This window comes from Catellatospora tritici, assembly GCF_019083965.1.
In the GTDB taxonomy this organism is placed as follows: Bacteria; Actinomycetota; Actinomycetes; order Mycobacteriales; family Micromonosporaceae; genus Catellatospora; species Catellatospora tritici.
Window position 1 is genome coordinate 55,465 of the sequence record NZ_JAHRCY010000032.1, and the last position, 17,793, is coordinate 73,257.

The 17,793-nt window shown below is 70.9% G+C and carries 17 protein-coding genes; 3 read left to right on the forward strand and 14 right to left on the reverse strand.

Annotated elements, in window-relative coordinates; all coding sequences use genetic code 11:
- Positions 1-68 precede the first annotated feature (68 nt).
- The 11 genes from KUA19_RS38795 to KUA19_RS38845 all read right to left on the reverse strand — a co-directional run bounded on the left by KUA19_RS38795 (position 69) and on the right by KUA19_RS38845 (position 11,684).
- Entirely contained in the window at positions 69-857 is a 789-nt protein-coding gene (locus tag KUA19_RS38795) for a DUF3050 domain-containing protein (protein WP_217404414.1), read from the reverse strand.
- A gap of 35 nt (positions 858-892) precedes the next feature.
- Positions 893-1,795, reverse strand: a complete 903-nt coding sequence (locus tag KUA19_RS38800; protein WP_217404416.1) for a phytanoyl-CoA dioxygenase family protein — start codon at positions 1,793-1,795, stop codon at positions 893-895.
- 41 nt (positions 1,796-1,836) lie between these two features.
- The gene (gene hppD, locus KUA19_RS38805) at positions 1,837-2,946 is read right to left on the reverse strand and encodes a 4-hydroxyphenylpyruvate dioxygenase (protein WP_217404418.1); all 1,110 of its coding nucleotides are present in this window, start codon (positions 2,944-2,946) and stop codon (positions 1,837-1,839) included.
- Between the two features lie 328 nt (positions 2,947-3,274).
- Positions 3,275-4,540 (reverse strand): beta-ketoacyl-[acyl-carrier-protein] synthase family protein, encoded by a 1,266-nt coding sequence (locus tag KUA19_RS38810; protein ID WP_217404420.1) that lies wholly within the window; start codon positions 4,538-4,540, stop codon positions 3,275-3,277.
- Complete coding sequence (locus KUA19_RS38815) at positions 4,540-6,156, reverse strand: class I adenylate-forming enzyme family protein (RefSeq protein WP_217404422.1); 1,617 nt, start codon at positions 6,154-6,156, stop codon at positions 4,540-4,542. The genes KUA19_RS38810 and KUA19_RS38815 overlap by 1 nt, the downstream gene beginning before the upstream one ends.
- The gene (locus KUA19_RS38820; protein WP_308167896.1) at positions 6,153-6,764 is read right to left on the reverse strand and encodes a hypothetical protein; all 612 of its coding nucleotides are present in this window, start codon (positions 6,762-6,764) and stop codon (positions 6,153-6,155) included. The genes KUA19_RS38815 and KUA19_RS38820 overlap by 4 nt, the downstream gene beginning before the upstream one ends.
- The gene (locus KUA19_RS38825) at positions 6,761-7,903 is read right to left on the reverse strand and encodes a beta-ketoacyl synthase N-terminal-like domain-containing protein (RefSeq protein ID WP_254550816.1); all 1,143 of its coding nucleotides are present in this window, start codon (positions 7,901-7,903) and stop codon (positions 6,761-6,763) included. The genes KUA19_RS38820 and KUA19_RS38825 overlap by 4 nt, the downstream gene beginning before the upstream one ends.
- A 1-nt stretch (position 7,904) precedes the next feature.
- On the reverse strand, positions 7,905-8,147 hold the full coding sequence (locus KUA19_RS38830; protein ID WP_372452011.1) for a hypothetical protein: 243 nt from the start codon (positions 8,145-8,147) through the stop codon (positions 7,905-7,907).
- Complete coding sequence (locus KUA19_RS38835) at positions 8,147-8,404, reverse strand: acyl carrier protein (RefSeq protein WP_217404424.1); 258 nt, start codon at positions 8,402-8,404, stop codon at positions 8,147-8,149. Before KUA19_RS38835 ends, KUA19_RS38830 begins: the two co-directional genes overlap by 1 nt.
- 121 nt (positions 8,405-8,525) lie before the next feature.
- Positions 8,526-9,935 carry a class I adenylate-forming enzyme family protein gene (locus KUA19_RS38840; protein WP_217404426.1) on the reverse strand — a complete coding sequence of 470 codons (1,410 nt, stop codon included), beginning with the start codon at positions 9,933-9,935 and terminating at the stop codon, positions 8,526-8,528.
- 159 nt (positions 9,936-10,094) lie between these two features.
- On the reverse strand, positions 10,095-11,684 hold the full coding sequence (locus KUA19_RS38845; protein WP_217404427.1) for an MFS transporter: 1,590 nt from the start codon (positions 11,682-11,684) through the stop codon (positions 10,095-10,097).
- A gap of 274 nt (positions 11,685-11,958) precedes the next feature.
- On the opposite strand from KUA19_RS38845, the gene KUA19_RS38850 reads away from it, so the two are divergent.
- Together KUA19_RS38850 and lipP1 are read left to right on the forward strand one after the other, a co-directional pair.
- Positions 11,959-13,257, forward strand: coding sequence for an ATP-grasp domain-containing protein (locus tag KUA19_RS38850; protein ID WP_217404429.1), 1,299 nt, complete (start codon positions 11,959-11,961; stop codon positions 13,255-13,257).
- Between the two features lie 12 nt (positions 13,258-13,269).
- The gene (lipP1, locus tag KUA19_RS38855; RefSeq protein WP_308167897.1) at positions 13,270-14,202 is read left to right on the forward strand and encodes a LipP1 family hormone-sensitive lipase; all 933 of its coding nucleotides are present in this window, start codon (positions 13,270-13,272) and stop codon (positions 14,200-14,202) included.
- 63 nt (positions 14,203-14,265) lie between these two features.
- Here lipP1 and KUA19_RS38860 read toward each other — a convergent pair whose 3' ends face one another.
- On the reverse strand, positions 14,266-14,982 hold the full coding sequence (locus KUA19_RS38860) for an SRPBCC family protein (protein WP_217404431.1): 717 nt from the start codon (positions 14,980-14,982) through the stop codon (positions 14,266-14,268).
- 4 nt (positions 14,983-14,986) lie between these two features.
- On the reverse strand, positions 14,987-15,634 hold the full coding sequence (locus KUA19_RS38865; protein ID WP_217404433.1) for an ArsR/SmtB family transcription factor: 648 nt from the start codon (positions 15,632-15,634) through the stop codon (positions 14,987-14,989).
- A 223-nt stretch (positions 15,635-15,857) separates the two neighbouring features.
- Here KUA19_RS38865 and KUA19_RS38870 point away from each other — a divergent pair, with 223 nt between their 5' ends.
- On the forward strand, positions 15,858-16,481 hold the full coding sequence (locus KUA19_RS38870; protein WP_217404435.1) for a hypothetical protein: 624 nt from the start codon (positions 15,858-15,860) through the stop codon (positions 16,479-16,481).
- Here the strand turns inward: KUA19_RS38870 and KUA19_RS38875 are convergent.
- Positions 16,478-17,773, reverse strand: a complete 1,296-nt coding sequence (locus KUA19_RS38875) for an aminotransferase-like domain-containing protein (RefSeq protein ID WP_254550803.1) — start codon at positions 17,771-17,773, stop codon at positions 16,478-16,480. The genes KUA19_RS38870 and KUA19_RS38875 overlap by 4 nt on opposite strands.
- Between the last annotated feature and the right edge of the window lie 20 nt (positions 17,774-17,793).

Genomic DNA, 17,793 nt, shown 5'->3' on the forward strand with positions numbered 1-17,793 from the left:
CTGGTGATCGCGGCTCACAACCGGTCGGTGCCGGTTGTGAGCCGCGATCGAAAAAAGGGGGTACGACGTCAGCCCGCGTTGATCGCGGCCAGGATGCCGGTCCACAGCTGCTGCCGCGCGGCCAGCGCGGCGTTGACGGTCTCGGCGGCCTGGGCCCACTTGGTGTCGTCGTCGCCGCACAGGTCGGTGACCATCTGCATGGCCATCGGGGTGTGCTCCTCGCCGTCGACCTCGATGTGGCGGGCCAGGTAGTCGACGAACGTGTCGAGCTTGCCGCCCTCCTGGTTGACCTTGATGACCTGCTGGAACATGTCCGGGATCAGGTCCTCGCGGCCGAACGCGAAGGCCGCGGCCTGGCAGTGGATCGGCAGCGTCTCGATGAACTTGAAGGTGGTGCGCACGAACTCGGTCGAGACCGGGTTGACGTTCGCCTCGACCAGCGCCGACTCCACCGTGCTGCCGGTGCGCAGCAGGTCGATGAAGTGGTTGATGACGCTGGTGTCGGCGCCGGCCTGGTCCATACCGCCGACGTACAGCTCGAAGTGGCTGATGAAGCCGCCCTGCAGTTCGTCGCTCTCCTCGACCAGCACGATGTCGTTGATGAGCCGGCGGCTGCCGGTGAAGCCACTCGGAATCCACGGCACGGTGACGCTGGTCAGGTTGCGCTGCAGCGACTTGAGCAGGGACATGAAGTCCCACACCGCGAAGACGTGGTGCTGCATGAACGTGACGATCGCCTCGTGGTTGTCGAGGGCGGCGTACAGCGGGTGGGTGACCACGCCGGTGCGGGCCGCACTGACCGCCTCCTCGAGGCGGGTGATGCCCGGGTGCGTCTGACCCCAGTCGTAACGCGACATTGCTCTCTCCCTGGATGTGTGGGTTTGGTGTTCGATCACCGGCGCCAGAGGACCGGGCAGTAATCCGGGTCGGCGTAGTCGGGACGTCCGTCGGGGGTCTTGCGTACCAGCTCGTCGTGGTTGTAACCGACGATGGTGCCGTCGCTGAGCGCGAACGGGCGGTACTCGTTCGCGCCGTCCTGCAGGTGCAGGGAGACGGCGCGTCGCGGGCGGTCGCTGTGGTTGCCCGCGCTGCCGTGATACGTGCGGCAGTGATGGAAGCTCATGTGCCCCTTGGGGATGATCATGGGGATCTTCGTCACCTCGGTGCCGTTGAACTCGGCGTTGCGCGCGAGCTTGACCTCGAGGTCTTCCTTGTCGCGCTCGGCGAAGTGGCGCACCGTGGTGTCGTCGTTCTCGATCTCGGCCCACCGGTGGCTGCCGTCGACCATGGTGATCGTGCCCATCTCCTCACCACAGTCGTGGAAGGGGATGAACGCGGTCAGCATCCGCTCCGAGGTCGACGACGCCCAGTAGTGGCGGTCGAAGTGCCACGGCACGATGTTGGTCGGCTCCTCCGGACGCGGCGGCTTGAAGATCAGCGTCGACTGGAAGATCCGGATCTCGTCGGCCTGCGCCAGCCGGGCCGCGACCGCGCCGATCAGCGGCTTGCGCAGCAGCTTGGCCAGGCCGTCGTGCTCGTAGTGCACGTAGTCGTTGTGCCGCTGCACCGCGCCGTGCGAGGGCTCCCAGTACGCCAGCCGTCGCGGTCGCAGCGGCAGCGACCGGCTGCGCTCTCCGGCGTAGAAGCGCTCGCTCGCGTCGACCAGCTCGTCGATCTCGGCGTCGGTGAACAGCTTCTTCGTCAGATACCAGCCGTGCTCGGCGTAGAACGCCACGTCCTCGTCGGAGGGGAGCAGCTCGCGCTCCTCTTCCGTCAGCGTGAACTGTTCACCCATGGTGTGCTCCTCGGCGGTCGGGGTGGAGGGGGTGGGCCGGCTCATGCGGTCGCCAGTCCGGCGTGATCGCGGGCGGCCGCCTGGTCGGCGGACGCGCCCAGCTCGCGCTCCTTCGCCTCGTACAGCGACTTGATGTTGCTGGTACCGAAGGTCAGGGCGCCGTGCCGCTCGATCAGTTCGAGGAACAGCGTGCGGCGTACGTGCATGGACTGGGTGAAGATCTGGTACAGCTGGCCGTAGTGGTCGGTGTCGACCAGCACGCCGAGTTCGCGCAGGTCGGCGATGGGCAGGTCGACGCTGCTCAGCCGCTGCTCCAGGGCGTCGAAGTAGGCCCCGGGGGTGCTGAGGAAGCCGACGCCGCGCTCGCTGAAGGTGCGCACGGCGGTGACGATGTCGTCGGTGCGGAACGCCACGTGCTGCACCCCGGCCCCGGCGTGCCAGGACAGGAAGTCGTCGATCTGGCCCGGTCGCCGCGACAGGTCCGGCTCGATCAGGGTGAAGGTGACCTGGCGGGACGGGCTCTGCACCACTTTGGAGTCCATGCCCTGCCCGCCGACCTCGATGTACTCCTCGAAGATCTCGGCGAAGCCGAACACGTCCTGGTAGAAGCGCGAGGTGGCGGACAGGTCCCCGCCGGGGACGCAGACCGCCAGGTGGTCGATGACTTTGAGCAGGTCGCCGTCGAAGTTCTGCTCCGGCAGCGTCATCTCGATCGCGCCCGGCATGAACTCCCAGCGGGCGCCGTGCCGCTCCACCAGCCGGTGGGTGACGTCGCCGAAGCCGGAGACGCTGGCCGTGACCACGCGGGTGTCGGCGTCGGCGTACTCGGCGGGGGGCATCAGCGCGGTGGCCCCGCGGGCGACGACCTCGGCGTACAGGGCGGCGGCGTCGTCGGTCTGGAAGGCGACGATCGCCACGCCGTCGCCGTGGCGGCCCACGTACTGGGTGGCGGGATGGTCTGGCACCAGCCCGGAGGTCAGCACGACGCGGATGTCACCGTGCTGCAGCAGCAGCGAGCGCTGGTCGACCAGGCCTGTCTGGGGCCCACCCTGCCCGCAGATCCGGAAGCCGAACGCCGTGCACAGAAAATAAGCAGTCTGGCGGGCGTCACCGACGTAGAACTCCAGGTGGTCGATGCCGAGAATGTTCATCTGTTACCTACCCCTTGGCGTGCGATGTCCGGGTTCGCGTTCCTTGCGGACTCGCTCCTCGCGCCGGGTGGCTTGGGCTCGGATCGGGTCCTTCCGGGCATGGCTTCGCTCGGCATACCGCGTGCGCGGTACGCCGAAAGAATCCCCATGCTCCGATTGGCCGTCGTGCCCCTGTGACGTCCGATTCGGCAGGTGGCCCGGTCCCCGCACCGGCGCCAAAACCTGTCGTATGCCACGCTAGCCGCCCGGCTTACGTGTCTCAATACCTAGCTAGGCAAATATTTAATTGCGACAGTTATCTGATTCGACTGGCCGTTCCGTGGAGTCGCTAATCACCGAAACGGCTGAGTCGCGTGGTGGGTCGACCCAGGACAAGGCTCACATTATGTCCGCCGAATCCGAATGAATTGGACAGAGCAAAAGTGATCGGATTATGCCGGGCCTTGCCCCGAATATGGTCGAGATCGCACGCCGGATCAGGGTCCTCCAGGTTGACTGTCGGAGGTAGGACACCGCGCCCGACCGCCATGACCGTCGCCGCCGCCTCGATGACGCCGGACGCGCCGAGCATGTGCCCGGTGACGCCCTTGTTCGAGCTCACCGGCGGCATCGCCCCGGCGAACACCGAGTTGACCGCCAGCGACTCGGCGATGTCGCCGAGCTTGGTGCTGGTGGCGTGCGCGTTGAGGTAGCCGATGTCGGCCGGGGTCAGCCCCGCATCGGCCAGCGCCCGGCGCATGCACACGGCCTGGCCCTCACCGTCCGGGCGGGGCGTGGTCGGGTGGTGGGCGTCGGTGGTGCCGCCCCAGCCGTGCAGGGTGGCGTACGCCGCACGCCCGCGCGCGTCCGCGTCGGCGGCCCGCTCCAGCACGAACACGCCCGCGCCCTCGGCCAGCACCAGCCCGTTGCGGCGCCGGTCGAACGGGCGGCTGGCCGCGGCCGGGTCGTCGGCCCACCCCTTGGCCAGGGCCCGGGTGTTGCCGAAGGTGTCGGCCAGGGTCGGGAACAGCGGCGCCTCGCCGCAGCCCACGACCGCCACGTCCGCCTCGTTGTTGCGCAGGATGCGCATGCCCTCGGCGATCGACTGGGCGCCGGCCGCGCACGCGGTGCCGATGGAGGAGCTGTAGCCGCGCAGGTCGTACTTGATGGCGATGCGGGCGGTGGCCATGTTCGGCAGCATCCCCGGCAGCAGGTACGGGCTGACCCCGAGCCTGCCCTTCTGGGTCCGGGTCACCACCTGGGCCTCCAGCGTGGCCAGCCCGCCCGTCCCGGACACCACCGTGGCGGCCCGGTACGGGTCCACGTCCCGCCCGACCACCATGTCCGCGTCGGCCATGGCCAGTTCGGCGGCGACCAGCGCGTGCACGATGTAGCGGTCCAGGGTGCGTGACTCCGGGCCGGGCAGCACGTCGGCGGCCGAGATGTCCGGACCCTTGCCCATGACCTCCAGCGACCCCTCCGCGGCGTGCCCCTCGGGCGTGCGCACCAGCCCGGACCGGCCGGTGCACAGCGCCTCGAAGATCTGCTCCAGGTCCTGCCCGACGGGAGTGACCAGGCCGATGCCGGTGACGACGATGTCAGCTCGGCGGTCCATCAGGCGGCACCCGTCAGCGCGCGCTCACGCAGCACCAGCTTGCGTACCTTGCCGGTGGCGCCGGTGGGGATGTCGTCGTCGTGCACCGCGGTGATCCTGCGCAGCGTCGGCGCGGCGTGCTCGCCCAGCGCGGCGGTGATCTGCGGGGTGCGGTCGGCGCTCGCGTCGGCGTCGGCGCGCAGCAGCAGGAGCACGTCGGTGACGACGGTCCCGGCCTCGCGCACCGCGACCACGGTGCAGTCGAGCACGTCCGGGCAGGTCGCGAGGATCTTCTCCTCCGTGTACGACGTGTGCAGCCAGTGCCCGCTGTCGAGCACGACGGAGTCCACCGCCCGGTCGACGTGGTAGTAGTAGCCGTCCTCGTCGTAGAAGACCAGGTCACCGGTGAGGTAGTAGCCGCGCTGGCGGGTGCGGAAGGTGGTGACCGAGTCGTTCCAGCAGCCCAGCATCACCGTCGGGGACTTCAGGCCCAGGTGGCCGACCACGCCCGCGGGCAGCGGCTCGCCCTGGTCGTCCAGGACCGCGACGTCGGCGAAGACGTGCGGGCGGCCGATGCAGCGGCCGTACCGCTCGGTGTCCTTGCGGTGGGTGATGTGGAACGCGGAGTGGCCCATCTCGGTCGAGCCGATGCCGTCGATGAACATCGACCCCGACACCGTGGTCACGCCCTCGCGGGTCACCGTCTTGTGGCTGCCCACGTTGACCAGCGGGCGGATGTGCGCCTCGTGCGCGCAGTCGCCGGTGTTGAACCAGATCGCCACCGAGTCCATGTCCCGCTTGGTCAGGTCGTGGCGCGCCATGTCGGCCCAGGTCACCGCGAACCCGAAGACGCCGGTCGGCTTGAACCGCTCGATCGCGTCCAGCACGTACTCACCGCGCTGGGAGGACAGGAACACCAGCTCGGCGCGGTTGCACAGGGCCTGGTTGATGGACAGGATGCCCGCGGTGTGGGCCGAGGGCAGCGCGCACAGCACCCGCTCGGTGCCCTGCGCGCGCGGCCCGGACAGCCGGATGCGGCGGGTGGCCTCGAACAGCGTGGTGTGCGAGTGCACGATCGCCTTGGGCAGGCCGGTGGTGCCGGAGGAGTGCGTGATCGAGATCGGGTCGTCCTTGTGGTGCCGGTACGGCTCGGGCGCCTGCGCCGGGTCGCCGCTGCCCATCGTGGTGATGTCGCCCAGGATGCGCGAGCCGAAGTCACGTCCCTCCAGGCGCTCCGCGTGCGGGGCGTCGACCAGCACCGCGGTGGCGCGCAGGCGGCGGATGTACTCGGTGGCGATCTCGCCGCTGAGGTTGCCGTTGAGCAGCGCCGGGATCGCGCCGATCCGGTTGCAGGCGAGGAAGGTCAGCAGCACGTCGGCGGAGGTGGAGGCGTAGACCGCGATCACGTCGCGCCAGCCGATGCCGTGCTGGTGCAGCCAGGCCGCGCGGGCGGCGACGCGTTCGTCGAGCTGCCCGAGGGTCAGCGGCTGCCAGGCCGGGTGCCCGTCGACGTCGACGTCGAAGGTGAGCCCCGGACCGTTCGGGTCGGCGCCGTGCGCCAACAGCCGGGTGATCACGTTGCCGGCGCCGAGGTCGGTATCGGCGGCCAGGATCGCCCGCAGATTGGTGCTGCTCATGAGCTGACTCCTTCGTTCACTTGCACCAGCACGGCCAGCGCGCGGTCGCGCTCGCCGTCGTCTGTGGCCTGTTCGGCCGCGATGACCAGGGCCTCGTCGGCATCGCCGTCGGCCAGCAGCAGCCGGGCGGCGGACAGGCCCTCGGCCAGGGCGAGCTCCAGCGCGTCGCCCGGTCCGGCCGGGCTCAGGCACAGCACCGGCCCGCCCAGTTCCCAGCGCGCCGCCACGTATCCGGCCACGGCGTTGGGGACGGCCTGGAAGAACAGCAGCGGTCCGAGCCGCTGCCCGGTGTCGACCGCCCTGGCCACGCTGAGCGCGGTGGCGACGTCACCGGTGGTGGTCGAGATGATCACGGCGGTGCGCGGGCCGCGGGCCGGGGCGGCGGGCGGCTGCCCGTACGCCCGGGTCAGGCAGCGGCGCGCGACCTCGGCGACCAGCGGGCTGAAGCTGGACACCACGAACCCGGCCAGCGCGGGCGGCTCGGTGTCGGCGTCGGACTCCGGCCACGCCCCGCGCGCCAGCTCGACCAGCCCGGCTGGCTGCGACGGCACGGCCAGCGGGGTGCGCTGGCGGGGCAGCAGGACCCCGGTGGTCTCGGGGGCGGTCACGGCGCACCCACCAGCAGCGCGGTGTTGGCGCCGCCGAAGGCGGCGTTGAGGCTCAGCGCGTACGACGGCGAGCGCTCCAGCGGTCCTTCGACGATCACGTTGAGGGGGCAGTCGGGGTCGGCGCCCAGGTAGCCCGCGTTCACCGGCAGCGTGCCGTGCCGCAACGCCAGCACCGTCGCGACCAGCTCCAGCAGCGGTGAGGCTTCCAACGCCTGCCCGTGCAGCGACTTCGTCGAGCTCACCGGCACCGTGGCCGAGTGCTCACCCAGCGCCAGCGCCAGCGCGGCCGCCTCGGCGACGTCGCTCTGCGCCGAGCCCGAGCCGTGCGCGTTCACGTAGCCGACGTCGGCCGGGGACAACCCGGCCCGATCCAGCGCGGCCCCGATCGCGCGGGCCAGCCCGGCGCCGTCGGGGCGCGGCTGCACCACGTGGAACCCGTCACCCGCGCGGCCCCACCCGACCAGCCTGGCCAGCGGCTGCGCGCCGCGCGCGGCGGCGGCGGACGCGGACTCGACCACGACCGCGGCCACTCCGTCACCCAGCAGCAGGCCCTTGCGCCCGGCGCTGAACGGCCGCACCGCACCGTCGACCGCGAGCGCCCGCCCGGCGTCGAACAGGGCGAACTGGTCCGGTTCGACCAGGTACCCGGCGGCGGCCACGGCACGGTCGGCCATACCGTTGGCGACCAGCGCGGCGGCGTCGGCGACCGCGCTGCTGGCCGCCACACAGGCGCTGGTGTAGGTCCGCGCGCCGGGAGCCAGGCCCGCCTTCTCGGCCAGCGCGGCGGTGAACGCGCCGGTGCGGTGCCCGGTCACGTCGGGGCTGCTCACCCGTGACCCGGTCGGGTCGCCGTGCACCGCCAGCAGCAGCGGCACGGTGGCACGGGCGGCCGGATCGAGTCCGGCGCCCGTGCACGCCTCGTCCACGGTGGTGAGCAGTTCGTCGAAGAGGACCGGTGCGCCGGGCAGCAGCGCGCCGACCCCCACCCGACGGTTCGACACGTCGAAGCGGGTCACCGGCGCGAACGCCGGCCGTCCCGCCGCGAGCCCGGCCGACAGCGCGTCGGCACCCCGGCCGTACGCGCTCAGCACCGACAGCCCGGTGAGCACCACCGGCTCCCGGACGCCGCGGCCGGGCAGGTCAGCCACGGGCCTGCTCCGCGAACACCTCGGTCAGCACCTCGACGGCACCGGTCACCGACGTCATCCGCATCAGCGCCTCGTCCTCCAGGTCGAGGCTGACCGCGTAGCGCTGCTCCACCTGGTGCACCAGCCAGGCCAGCTCGAGGGAGTCGATGCGCTCGCGGATCTGGTCCGGCGAGCGCTCACCGTACGTGGCGAGCATCGCGATGACCTCGTCGCGGCCCGGCACCGACCCGCTCACTACGCGCTCGCCAGGTTGCCGCGCTCGATGATGGCGTCGGCGAACTCGCCGACCGTCATCGCCGCCATCTGCTCGGCCTCCTCGTCGCTGAACTTCACGCCGTACGTGTCCTCGACGCGTACCGAGAGCTCGGCGACGGCCAGCGACTCCAGGTCGACCCCGGCCGAACCGAGCGGGGTGTCGGCGTCGACGTCGTCGACCGGGTAGTTCATCTCGGCGATCGCGTTGATGATGAACTGGCGCACTTCGGCACTCATCGGATCTTCCTTCCCTTGTGGACGGTATTCAGAGCTCGGAGTCCGGGCCGCTCGGTGGTCTCCGTAGCGAAGCGGAGGATGCCGCCGACCAAGGCCCGAGCGACGAGCTCGCATGTCACAGTCAGGCCTGTGGCTCGGCGGTGCGCAGGACCGCGTGGTCGCGGACGAGCTTGCCGGTGGCCGTGCGGGGGAGCTGGGCGACGATGTGCAGCTCACGCGGGCGCTTGAAGGGCGCCAGGCGCTTGGCCAGCTCACCTTCCAGCGCGGCGGCGGCATCCGGGTCGGGCACGACGGCGTACGCCTCGATGCCCCGATCGAAGATCACGACGGCGCCCTCGACGCCCGGCAGCGCGGCCAGGGTGTGCTCGACCTCGGTCAGGTCGACCTTCAGGCCGCCCACGGAGACCTGCGAGTCCAGTCGGCCCAGCACCGTGATCAGCCCGGTCTCCGGGTCCACCCGGCCCGCGTCCTTGGTGTTGAGCCAGCCGTCGGCCCAGCGGGTCGGGTCGACCAGTCCGATGTACGGCGACTCGGGCGCCGACACCAGCAGCTGGCCGTCCTGCTCGCGCACGGCCAGGCCGGGGGCGGGCATGAGCGACGGGCGGTTGGCGCCGTACAGGTCGGTGGCGATGACCCCGACCTCGGTCATGCCGTACATGTTGCCCAGGATGATCCCGTAGCGGTCCACGAATCGCTGCGACACCTCGGCGCGCACCAGCTCGCCGCCGGTGGTCATGCGCTTGAGCTGCGGCAGCTTCGGCGGCTCGACCGCGGAGGCGAGCAGCTCGGTGTGGAACGGCACGCCCAGCAGCGTGGTCGGGGCCTCGCCCGCGGCCACGGCCTTGAGGATCGAGTCGACGGTGAGCCGCTCCGGCAGCACCAGCTCGGTGCCCGCGTGCAGGCAGTAGAGCAGGCCGCCGACCAGGCCCAACACGTGCACGACCGAGGCCAGCAGCACCACCCGCTCGCCCGGCAGCGGCACCCCGTCGATGCGGGTGTACCGGTCGACCTCGGCGACCAGCTGCTCGGCGGTGCGGGCGATGACCTTCGACGGGCCGGTGGACCCGGAGCTGAGCTGGATGACCGCGTGCCCGGTCTCGGCGGGGCGCCCGGTCTCGCGGGCGGCGGCGACGTCGGTGATGTCGTAGAAGGCGCGCAGCCCGCCCGGGATGGTGCCGGTGTAACCGACCAGCACCTGCGGGGCGAGCCGCGCCAGCGCCCGTTCGGTCTCGAACGGGGTCAGCCGGTGGTCCAGCAGTGCGACCTGGGCGCCGACGCGCCACGCGGCCAGCAGGTTCGCCACGTACGCCAGCGAGGGCGGCAGCTGCAGCGCGACGGAACCACCCGGGCCCAGGCCGAGGCGGGTCAGCACCGCCTGGCGGTCGGCGACGGCGTGGCGCAGCGCGGCCCGGTCGACCGGGGCGCCGAAGTGGAGGCAGACGTCGCGATCGGCGCCGCCCAGGAGGATCTCGTCGACCCAGTCAGCGCTGGCGGAAAGGGGTGCACCGGTCGCCCAACCGTTGTTGCTCATGGAGAAGTCCCCGCCACAAGAGATCGGTGATTGTCGAACCGTGGCCGGGTGCCCCCAACCGACCTCGGTGAATCCGGAGACTACAAGCGAATCGACGTACTTGCAATGGTCGCTCAAGATCCGACGATTCCTGTTTGGACCAGGCAAAATTTGGACGTTCTATGGCAGATGAGGGGCGCGCAGGGTCGCGTCGATCTCCATCATCGTCGATTCCATCTGATCCAGTTCGGCCCGTTTTCGAAGGGCCTTGCGCTCGGTCGCGGCGTGGTCGCGCTGCACCAGTTCGCGTACGGCCTCATGCACCGGCGTGATGTCGAGCTGGGCCAGGGCGTGCATCGCCGCCTTGGGTGCGACCGGGCGCGGGCGCAGCAGCCGCCGCCCGCCCTGCCGGGCGTGCACCGACCACTGCCCGTCGGCGTAGCGCAGCGTGACCCGGGGGCCGAAGACGGCCGGGCCCAGCGCGTACCCCCAGGGCAGCGCGCTGCCGTCGGCTTTCGGGCCGCGCGACCCGGCGTCGTTGAGCTGGCGCCAGACGCGATGTCGGATGATCGGCGACAGTGACACCGCGAAGTACAGCACCGTGGTGACCAGGATGCCGTTGGTCAGGCCAAGCTCCTGCACCATCACCCCGCCGATGATGCCGCCCAGCGGGATGCCCGCGAACGAGATGGCGATGATGATGCCGCCCGCCCGTGCCAGCATCGGGCCGGGGACCCGCTGGTAGATGACCGCTCCGATGGTCGGGTTGAGCGAGCACATGACCATGCCGCTGATGAACGTGACGACGAGGATCACGGTCAGGTTGTCGGTGATCGCGAAGATCAGGAAGCGCGGTGCACCGCCGACCATGTAGCCGAACACCACCGCCCGGTAGCGCGGCAGATACGGTGCCAGCGTCGCGAACACGACACTGCCCACAATCATCCCAATGGCGTACGCCGCCGCCACCGACCCCAGCGCCACCGGCGAGTGCAGCACGGTCAGCACCCACAGCGGCACGAACACCACCGAGCTGGCCTGGTTGAACAGGTTGGTGAAGAACAGCATGCTGGTGACCGCCCGCAGCAGCGGTTCGGACCGGAAGTAGTCGAACCCGCCCCGCAGCGCCGCGAAGTACGGCTCCGTCGGTCCCGCCAGCGGCTTGGCGCCCTCCAGCGTGGCCGGGTCGGGCACGAAGAACCAGACCAGCAGCGTCGCGAGCAGGAAACTCGCCGCATCGAGCCAGATCGCGCCGACCGCGCCCAGTGCCGCGATGGCCACCCCACCCACCGATGCGCCGATCAGGCTGGAGGTGCGCAGCACACTCTCGCGCACCGACGAGACCCGGGTGAAGTCGGTGCCCGCGGCGTCCATCAGGGGTTTGAGCACGTTGTTCTTGGATCGGTCCGCCTGGGCGCGCAGCGCGCCGGTGGCGGCGACCAGGGCGAGCAGCCCCTCGAAGCTGAACTGCCCGGCCAGTGCCGTCGCGCCGACGGTCACGGCGCTGGCCAGATCCGCCAGGACCGAGGTCGGCCGGGCGCCGATGCGGTCCTGCAGCGGGGCGGCGAGCACACCGCTGAGGACGTACGCCAGCGCTTCGGCGCCGGCGACCGTGCCGACCTTGATCGGGCTGCCGGTGGTGACCAGCACCAGCCAGGGGATGGCCAGGAACGACATCCGGCCGCCGATGACCGAGATCGCCTCGGCGACGACGAGTCCGGGTATGGCAAGGCGACGCCGATATCGAGTCGGCGGTGACGAGAGGCCCACGGTGCTCCTCCGGATGAATCGACGCTACGCAAGGCATGGTGCCGCCTCGCGGCGGTTACCGACCATAGCCGTATCGGCAACGAAGTCGATCCATCCCGGCGTCATCAACAACCCCGCGTGTTCCCTGCATTGTGGACGTTTGTCGGACAGGCGGGGCGTTTCGCTCGCGGACGGTGCCACCCTGGACACACGGCGTCGCCGTCGATACGGTGGCCATCGATGCGGCGGCTGATGATCCACGATCATGGCCGGACCGGGAAGGAGGACGGTGCACATGCGCCTGCTGATGGTCGGTGCCGACGGGCCCGCGCTGGAGAGTCTGCCCGAGTCGGTCGAGGTGACCGTCCTGTTGGGAGCCTTCAGCAAGGACCGGGGCAACGTGATCCCGGAGCGTGCCCACACCGTCTTCGTGGACGACCACAAGAGTCCCGACTCGGCACTCAACGGCCTCTACCGGGCCGGGTACGGTGAGGGTTCGTTCGACGCCGTCTACGCCCACGACGACCCGGTGCTGATGACCGCCGCCGCGATCGGTGCCATCCTCGGCGCCAATGCCGTGCCCGCGCCCACGGTGGCGCTGTTCCGCGACAAGTCGCTGCAGAAGAAGCGCATCGCCGAGGCCGGGCTGCCCGTCGCCGGATACGCCGTCATCGACGACATCCACGAGCTGCCCGACGACTTCGAGATGCCCTTCACCCGCGGCGTGCTCAAGCCCGTCGCCGGCATGGCCACCCAGTTCACCAGCGTCGTGGAGAGCCGGGCCGACCTGGAGCGGGTCGGCGCCCAGTGCCGCGCGGCCAAGGTGTCCATGCGCAACTTCCTGCTGGAGCAGTTCGTCGCCGGGGACGAGTGGTTCGCCGACGGCATCATGTCCGACGGCCACATCCGGTTCCTCGCCCTGGGTCGCTATGCCGAGCCGTGCCTGAGCGCGGTGCAGCAGCGGGCGCCGGTGCAGACGTTCAGCTTCGACCCGACCGCCGACAAGTGGGCCTTCGACCTGGCGCGGCCGCTGATCGAGCAGTCCATCGCCGCGTTGGGCCTGGTCGACGGCATCTTTCACCTGGAGCTGTTCCACCAGCCCGACACCGGGCGGGTCGTGTTCAGCGAGTGCGGCGCCCGGCGCGGCGGCGGCCCGATCCGCGACCAGATCCGCTACAAGTACGGCGTCGACCTGGGCGACTACGGCGCCCGAGCGCTGCTGCAGCCGATTCCCGACATCCCGACCCGGATCCGCGACGGCGTGGTCGCCTCGACCTTCCTGTCGCTCAAGCCCGGCATCGTGGTCGGCTTCCCGAGCGCCTCCGAACTCGCCGCCCAGCCGGATGTGGCGCATGTCCGCATGCACGCTCCGCTCGGCGCGCGCATCGAGGCCACGCCCGCCAACACGTACTTCCGCATGGGCGAGGTCACGGTGCACACCGAGGACGTCGCCACCGCCGAGCGCCGCCTGGTCGAGCTGGCCGCCTGGTTCGCCGAGCGGGTCGACGTGATGGCGCTCAACCCGACCATGCGCGAGCTGTTCGCCGAACCTCGCAACGCGGGCTTCGAGTACGAAGCCGGCGTGACCGTATAGATAGGAGAGACGGTGCCGCTGCACCCCCAGGTCCAGGCGATGCGAGCCGGGCGGGAAGCCTCCCGCACCCCGCAGCTCTACACGCTTTCGGTCGAGCAGGCGCGCGCGGCCGACCTCGCCTCGATCCAGGCTGCGGGCGGCACGCCCGAGCACGTCGCCGAGGTCTTTGACCGCGACATCGACGGGCCGGGCGGCCCGCTGCCGATCCGGATCTACCGTCCGGTGCTCGACCAGACGTTGCCGGTGCTGGTGTACTACTTCGGCGGCGGGTGGACGCTGGGCACCATCGACACCGCCGACGCGGTCTGCCGGACGCTGGCCAACGCGGCCGGGTGCCTGGTCGTCGCGGCCGGATACCGGCTCGCGCCCGAGCACAGGTTCCCCGCCGCGGTGCACGACTGCCACGCCGCGGCCGCCTGGGTCGCCGCGCACGCGGCCGAACTCGGCGCCGACCCGGGCCGCGTCGCGGTCGGCGGCGACAGCGCGGGCGGGAACCTGGCCGCGGCGGTGGCCCTGCTCGCCCGCGACCAGGGGCCGGAGCTGGCCGGACAGCTGCTGGTGTATCCGAACACCGACTACACCTCGAACACGCCCTCGCTGCGGGAGGGCACCGACCCGTACCTGTTCAACGCGACCTCGGTCGCCTGGTACTGGGAGAACTACCTGGCCACGCCCGCCGACGGGCGCGATCCGCTCGCCTCGCCGCTGCTGGCCGCCGACCACACCGGTCTGCCCCCCGCCCTGGTCATCACCGCCGAGTACGACCCCCTACGCGACCAGGCCGAGCAGTACGCCGCGAAGTTGTCCGAGTCGGGCGTGCCGGTCACGCTGGCCCGGTACGACGGGATGATCCACGGGTTCTTCTGCATGGCGGGGGACCTGGCCGACGGGCGTCGCGCGCAGGAGCAGGCCGCCGCCCAACTCCGCACCTGGTTCACCCGCTGACCCCGTAAGGAAGGGCCCCTGCTTATCGCTTTCCGTAGCAGAAGGGGCCCTTCTTAACACCGGTCAGGCGTAGACGTCGTCGAGCCACTGCTGCCAGGACTTCCGGGTCGCGTCGGCGTCGGCGTTCGGGGCGAACAGGTGGGCGGCGAAGCCGACCGGTGCGCCGAAGACGTTGCGGCCGAAGAAGCGGTACATCGTGTCGCCGCTGCGCAGCCCGAGGAAGTGCGGGTGCCAGTAGTCGACCGTGACCTCGGTCGGACCCTCCCCGGGCAGCTCCACGGTGACCGTGTCGCCCTGCTTCGTGCCCGAACCCAACCCGAGCGCGGCGCGCAGGGTGTCGAACCCGGCCGGATTCTGCGACGCCGCCGGGGCGTCGGTCGAGGTGTAGACGACCGGGCGGCGGCTGAAGTGGGCCAGATACTGCCCGAGCGTGTGCAGGTAGAAGTCGGTGTGCTCGTCCGCTCCGTTGAACTGGTTCTCCCAGTTGTCGACGAAGACCCCGCTGTGTACGTACCGGAACCGGACGGTGCCGTCCCCGGCATCGTCGACGGTGTGCTCGAGCTGGTTGAACCAGCCGTTGGGCGCGTCGACGCGGGTGGCGAGGCGGTGCGGCGGCTCCCACTCGGTGACCGTGCCGCCGAACGCGGCCTGTCCGCCCACGCGCGGCTCGAACTCCATCGGCCACAGCCAGCCGCCGTTGCCGGTGGTGATCGCGTCCCAGTACTCCTCGGGCGTGGTCTGCAGGCTGCCCTCGCGCACGATCTCGAACTCGCCGTCCATGGTGCTACTCCTTCGTCAGTTCGGGCCGTGCCGCCTCGGGCAGGGCCGCGGGTGAAGCGGTCCCAGGGCTGGGCGTGATCAGGCTCGGGTGCAGTCCGACCACGAGCCGGTGCCGACGGCCGCCGGGACTGTGCTCGTCGTGATAACGCGTGACCAGGTCGGCGAGGCTCTTCGTCAGTTCGGCCGCGAACGCCGCGCGGTCGGCGGCGGAGGCGAACCGGATCTCACTGTCCACCGCGAACGTCGCCAGCGGCTGCCTGGCCGCCCGGGAACCGGTGATCAGTTCGCCGACCTCGCGCACCAGCCGGGCGCCGAGCGCCAGCAGCCAGCGCGCCGACAGCTGGTCGGGGGCGTGATCGGGATCGGGGGCGACCGGGGCGAGCGCGGCGGGCGAGATGACGTAGGACGCGGCTGTCGCCTGCATGACCCGCTCGGTCATGTTGCCCTTGCGCCGCTCCTCGACCAGCTCCACCAGCCCGACCCGCTCCAGCGCGTGCAGGTGGTAGTTGACCTTCTGCCGGGTCAGCCCGGCCCGGGTCGCCAGCGCGCTGGCCGAGGCCGGTTCGGCCAGGGCCGCCAGCAGTCGCGCCCGCACCGGATCCAGGCACACCTCAGCGGCCGCCGGATCGTCGATCACCGCCACATCAAGCATGTCTTTGACCCTCCCACCGACAACTTTTCTTGTCAAGCGCATCCGGATCCAGCACTTTCGGGGAACATCCGGATCCGGCACTTTCGGGGAATCTGTTCGACAGTCGCCCAAGATTCCTGCACTTTCCCGGAAACCGCACCGGTCAAGGGATTCGCGCCCCCGGTCGACCTCGCCGGACCGAGACTAGTGGACGTTATATATCGGTGAGCGATATGATGCGGTCATGAGGGCGGGGTTGTGGGCGGTCGCGGTGGCGGTGGTGCTGGGGTTGGGCGGGTGCGCCGCCGAGGAGACGGGGGGCGGTGGGCTCGTGACGCCGCCGTCGCCGGTGCGGCCGTCGCCGAACCCGAGCGCGTCGGTGCGCGGCGTCCCCATCCGTACCGGCGTCGTGGTGGCCGGCCGGGAGCTGGTTCTGTTCTTCTGGGGCGGCGACCAGCCCAATCTGGACACGTTCTGGTATGGCCCGAACGGTGACGAGGGACAGGCCGGAGGCGTGTTCGCGGGCTCCAACGGCGAACCGTTCCTCGACATGCGGGAGCTTGCCGTCGGCGACGGCAAGCTGATCGACTACGGCACGGTCCGCGGCCCGGTCGGCCGCCTGGTGTGCGAAGCCGAGGGGGCGCGGACCGCCGCGAGCTTCACCCCCTGGAGTGAAGACAGGTCGGTGTACGTCTACTGGCTCGTCCGGCACGGCCGACCGCTGCCCGATCCGACCCCCGTCCGCGACGGACTGTGGCTGCCGCTGTCCGACGAGCACTACCCGCTGTGCACCGCGTACGACGGGGACGGACGGGTGCTGGGCAGCTCGCGGCTGAAGCCGCCGGGCTGGGAGCAGCGCGGCGGCTAGGCCGCGATGTTCTCCCGGATCATCGCCGCCAGGCGGCGCACGCCCTCCTCGACCGTGGCCGCGTCCAGGTAGCTGCAGGACAGGCGCAGGGACCGGGTGCCGCCGTCGGTGTAGAAGAAGCTCATCGGCGTCCACAGCACCCCGTGCCGGGAGGCCGACGCCTCCAGCAGCTTCTCATCGGCCGTGAACGGCACGTCGACCACGGCGAAGAAGCCGCCCTCGGGCTGGTTCCAACGCACGCCCACCTCGTCGCGCCAGGGCGCGGGCAGGTGCCGGTCGAGCGCGTCGATCAGCCCACGCAGGTTCTCCCGGTAGAAGGCGATCTTCTGCGCGTTGGCGGCCCGCAGGCTGCAGCCGGACTCGACCAGGACCCCGCCGACCACGGCCTGCGCGATCGGGGAGGTGTTCACCGTGAGCATGCTCTTGATGGTGGACAGCTCCTCGGCCAGCAGGGTGGTCCGCCCGGCCTCGTCGACGACGGTCTGGTCGGCCACGAGGAAGCCGATGCGGGCACCCGGGAAGACCGACTTGGCGAACGAGCCGAGGTAGATCACGCGCTGGCGGGTGTCGAGGGCTTTGAGCTTGGGCCGGGGCCGGTCATCGAGTCCGAACAGGCCGTACGGGTCGTCCTCCAGGATCAGCAGGTCCTCGGCCTCGGCCACGTCGAGCAGCCCCTGCCGGGCAGGCAGGTCCAGGCACAGCCCGGACGGGTTGGAGAAGTCGGGCACCAGGTAGAGCGCGCGCGGGGTGCGGCCGCTGTCGCGTACCGCGCGGGCGACCTCGGCGACGCGGGCCGGGTCGAGCCCGTCGCGGCCCTCCGGCACCGGGACGACCTCGATGCCCAGGATGCGCGCGGCGCCGGTGATGCCGACGTAGCAGGGTTCGGCGGCCAGCAGCACGTCGTCGGGGCCCGCGCACAGGCCCCGCAGCACCATGACCATGGCCTCCTGGCAGCCCGCGGTCACCGAGATCGCCTCGGCTGGCACGTCGATGCCGTCGTCGGTGGACAGCATCCGGGCGATCAGGCCGTGGATCTGGCCGTTGGTCCGGCCGTACTGCATCAGCGCGCGGCGGATCTGGACCGGGCTCGCGCCCTGCTCGGCCAGGTACGCGACGTACCGGTCGAGGTAGCGGTTGATGTCGGCGGTGTCGTAGAAGCCCTCGTACGGCCGGCCGGCGGCCAGTGAGATGGCGTCGGGGTAGCGCCCGGCGACCTCGTTGAGGAAGTTCATCGACGCCGCGACCGGGTCGGTGACCGACACGTGCAGCCGCCGCCTGTCCAGCTTGACCATGATCTGCTGCTCCTTCGCGA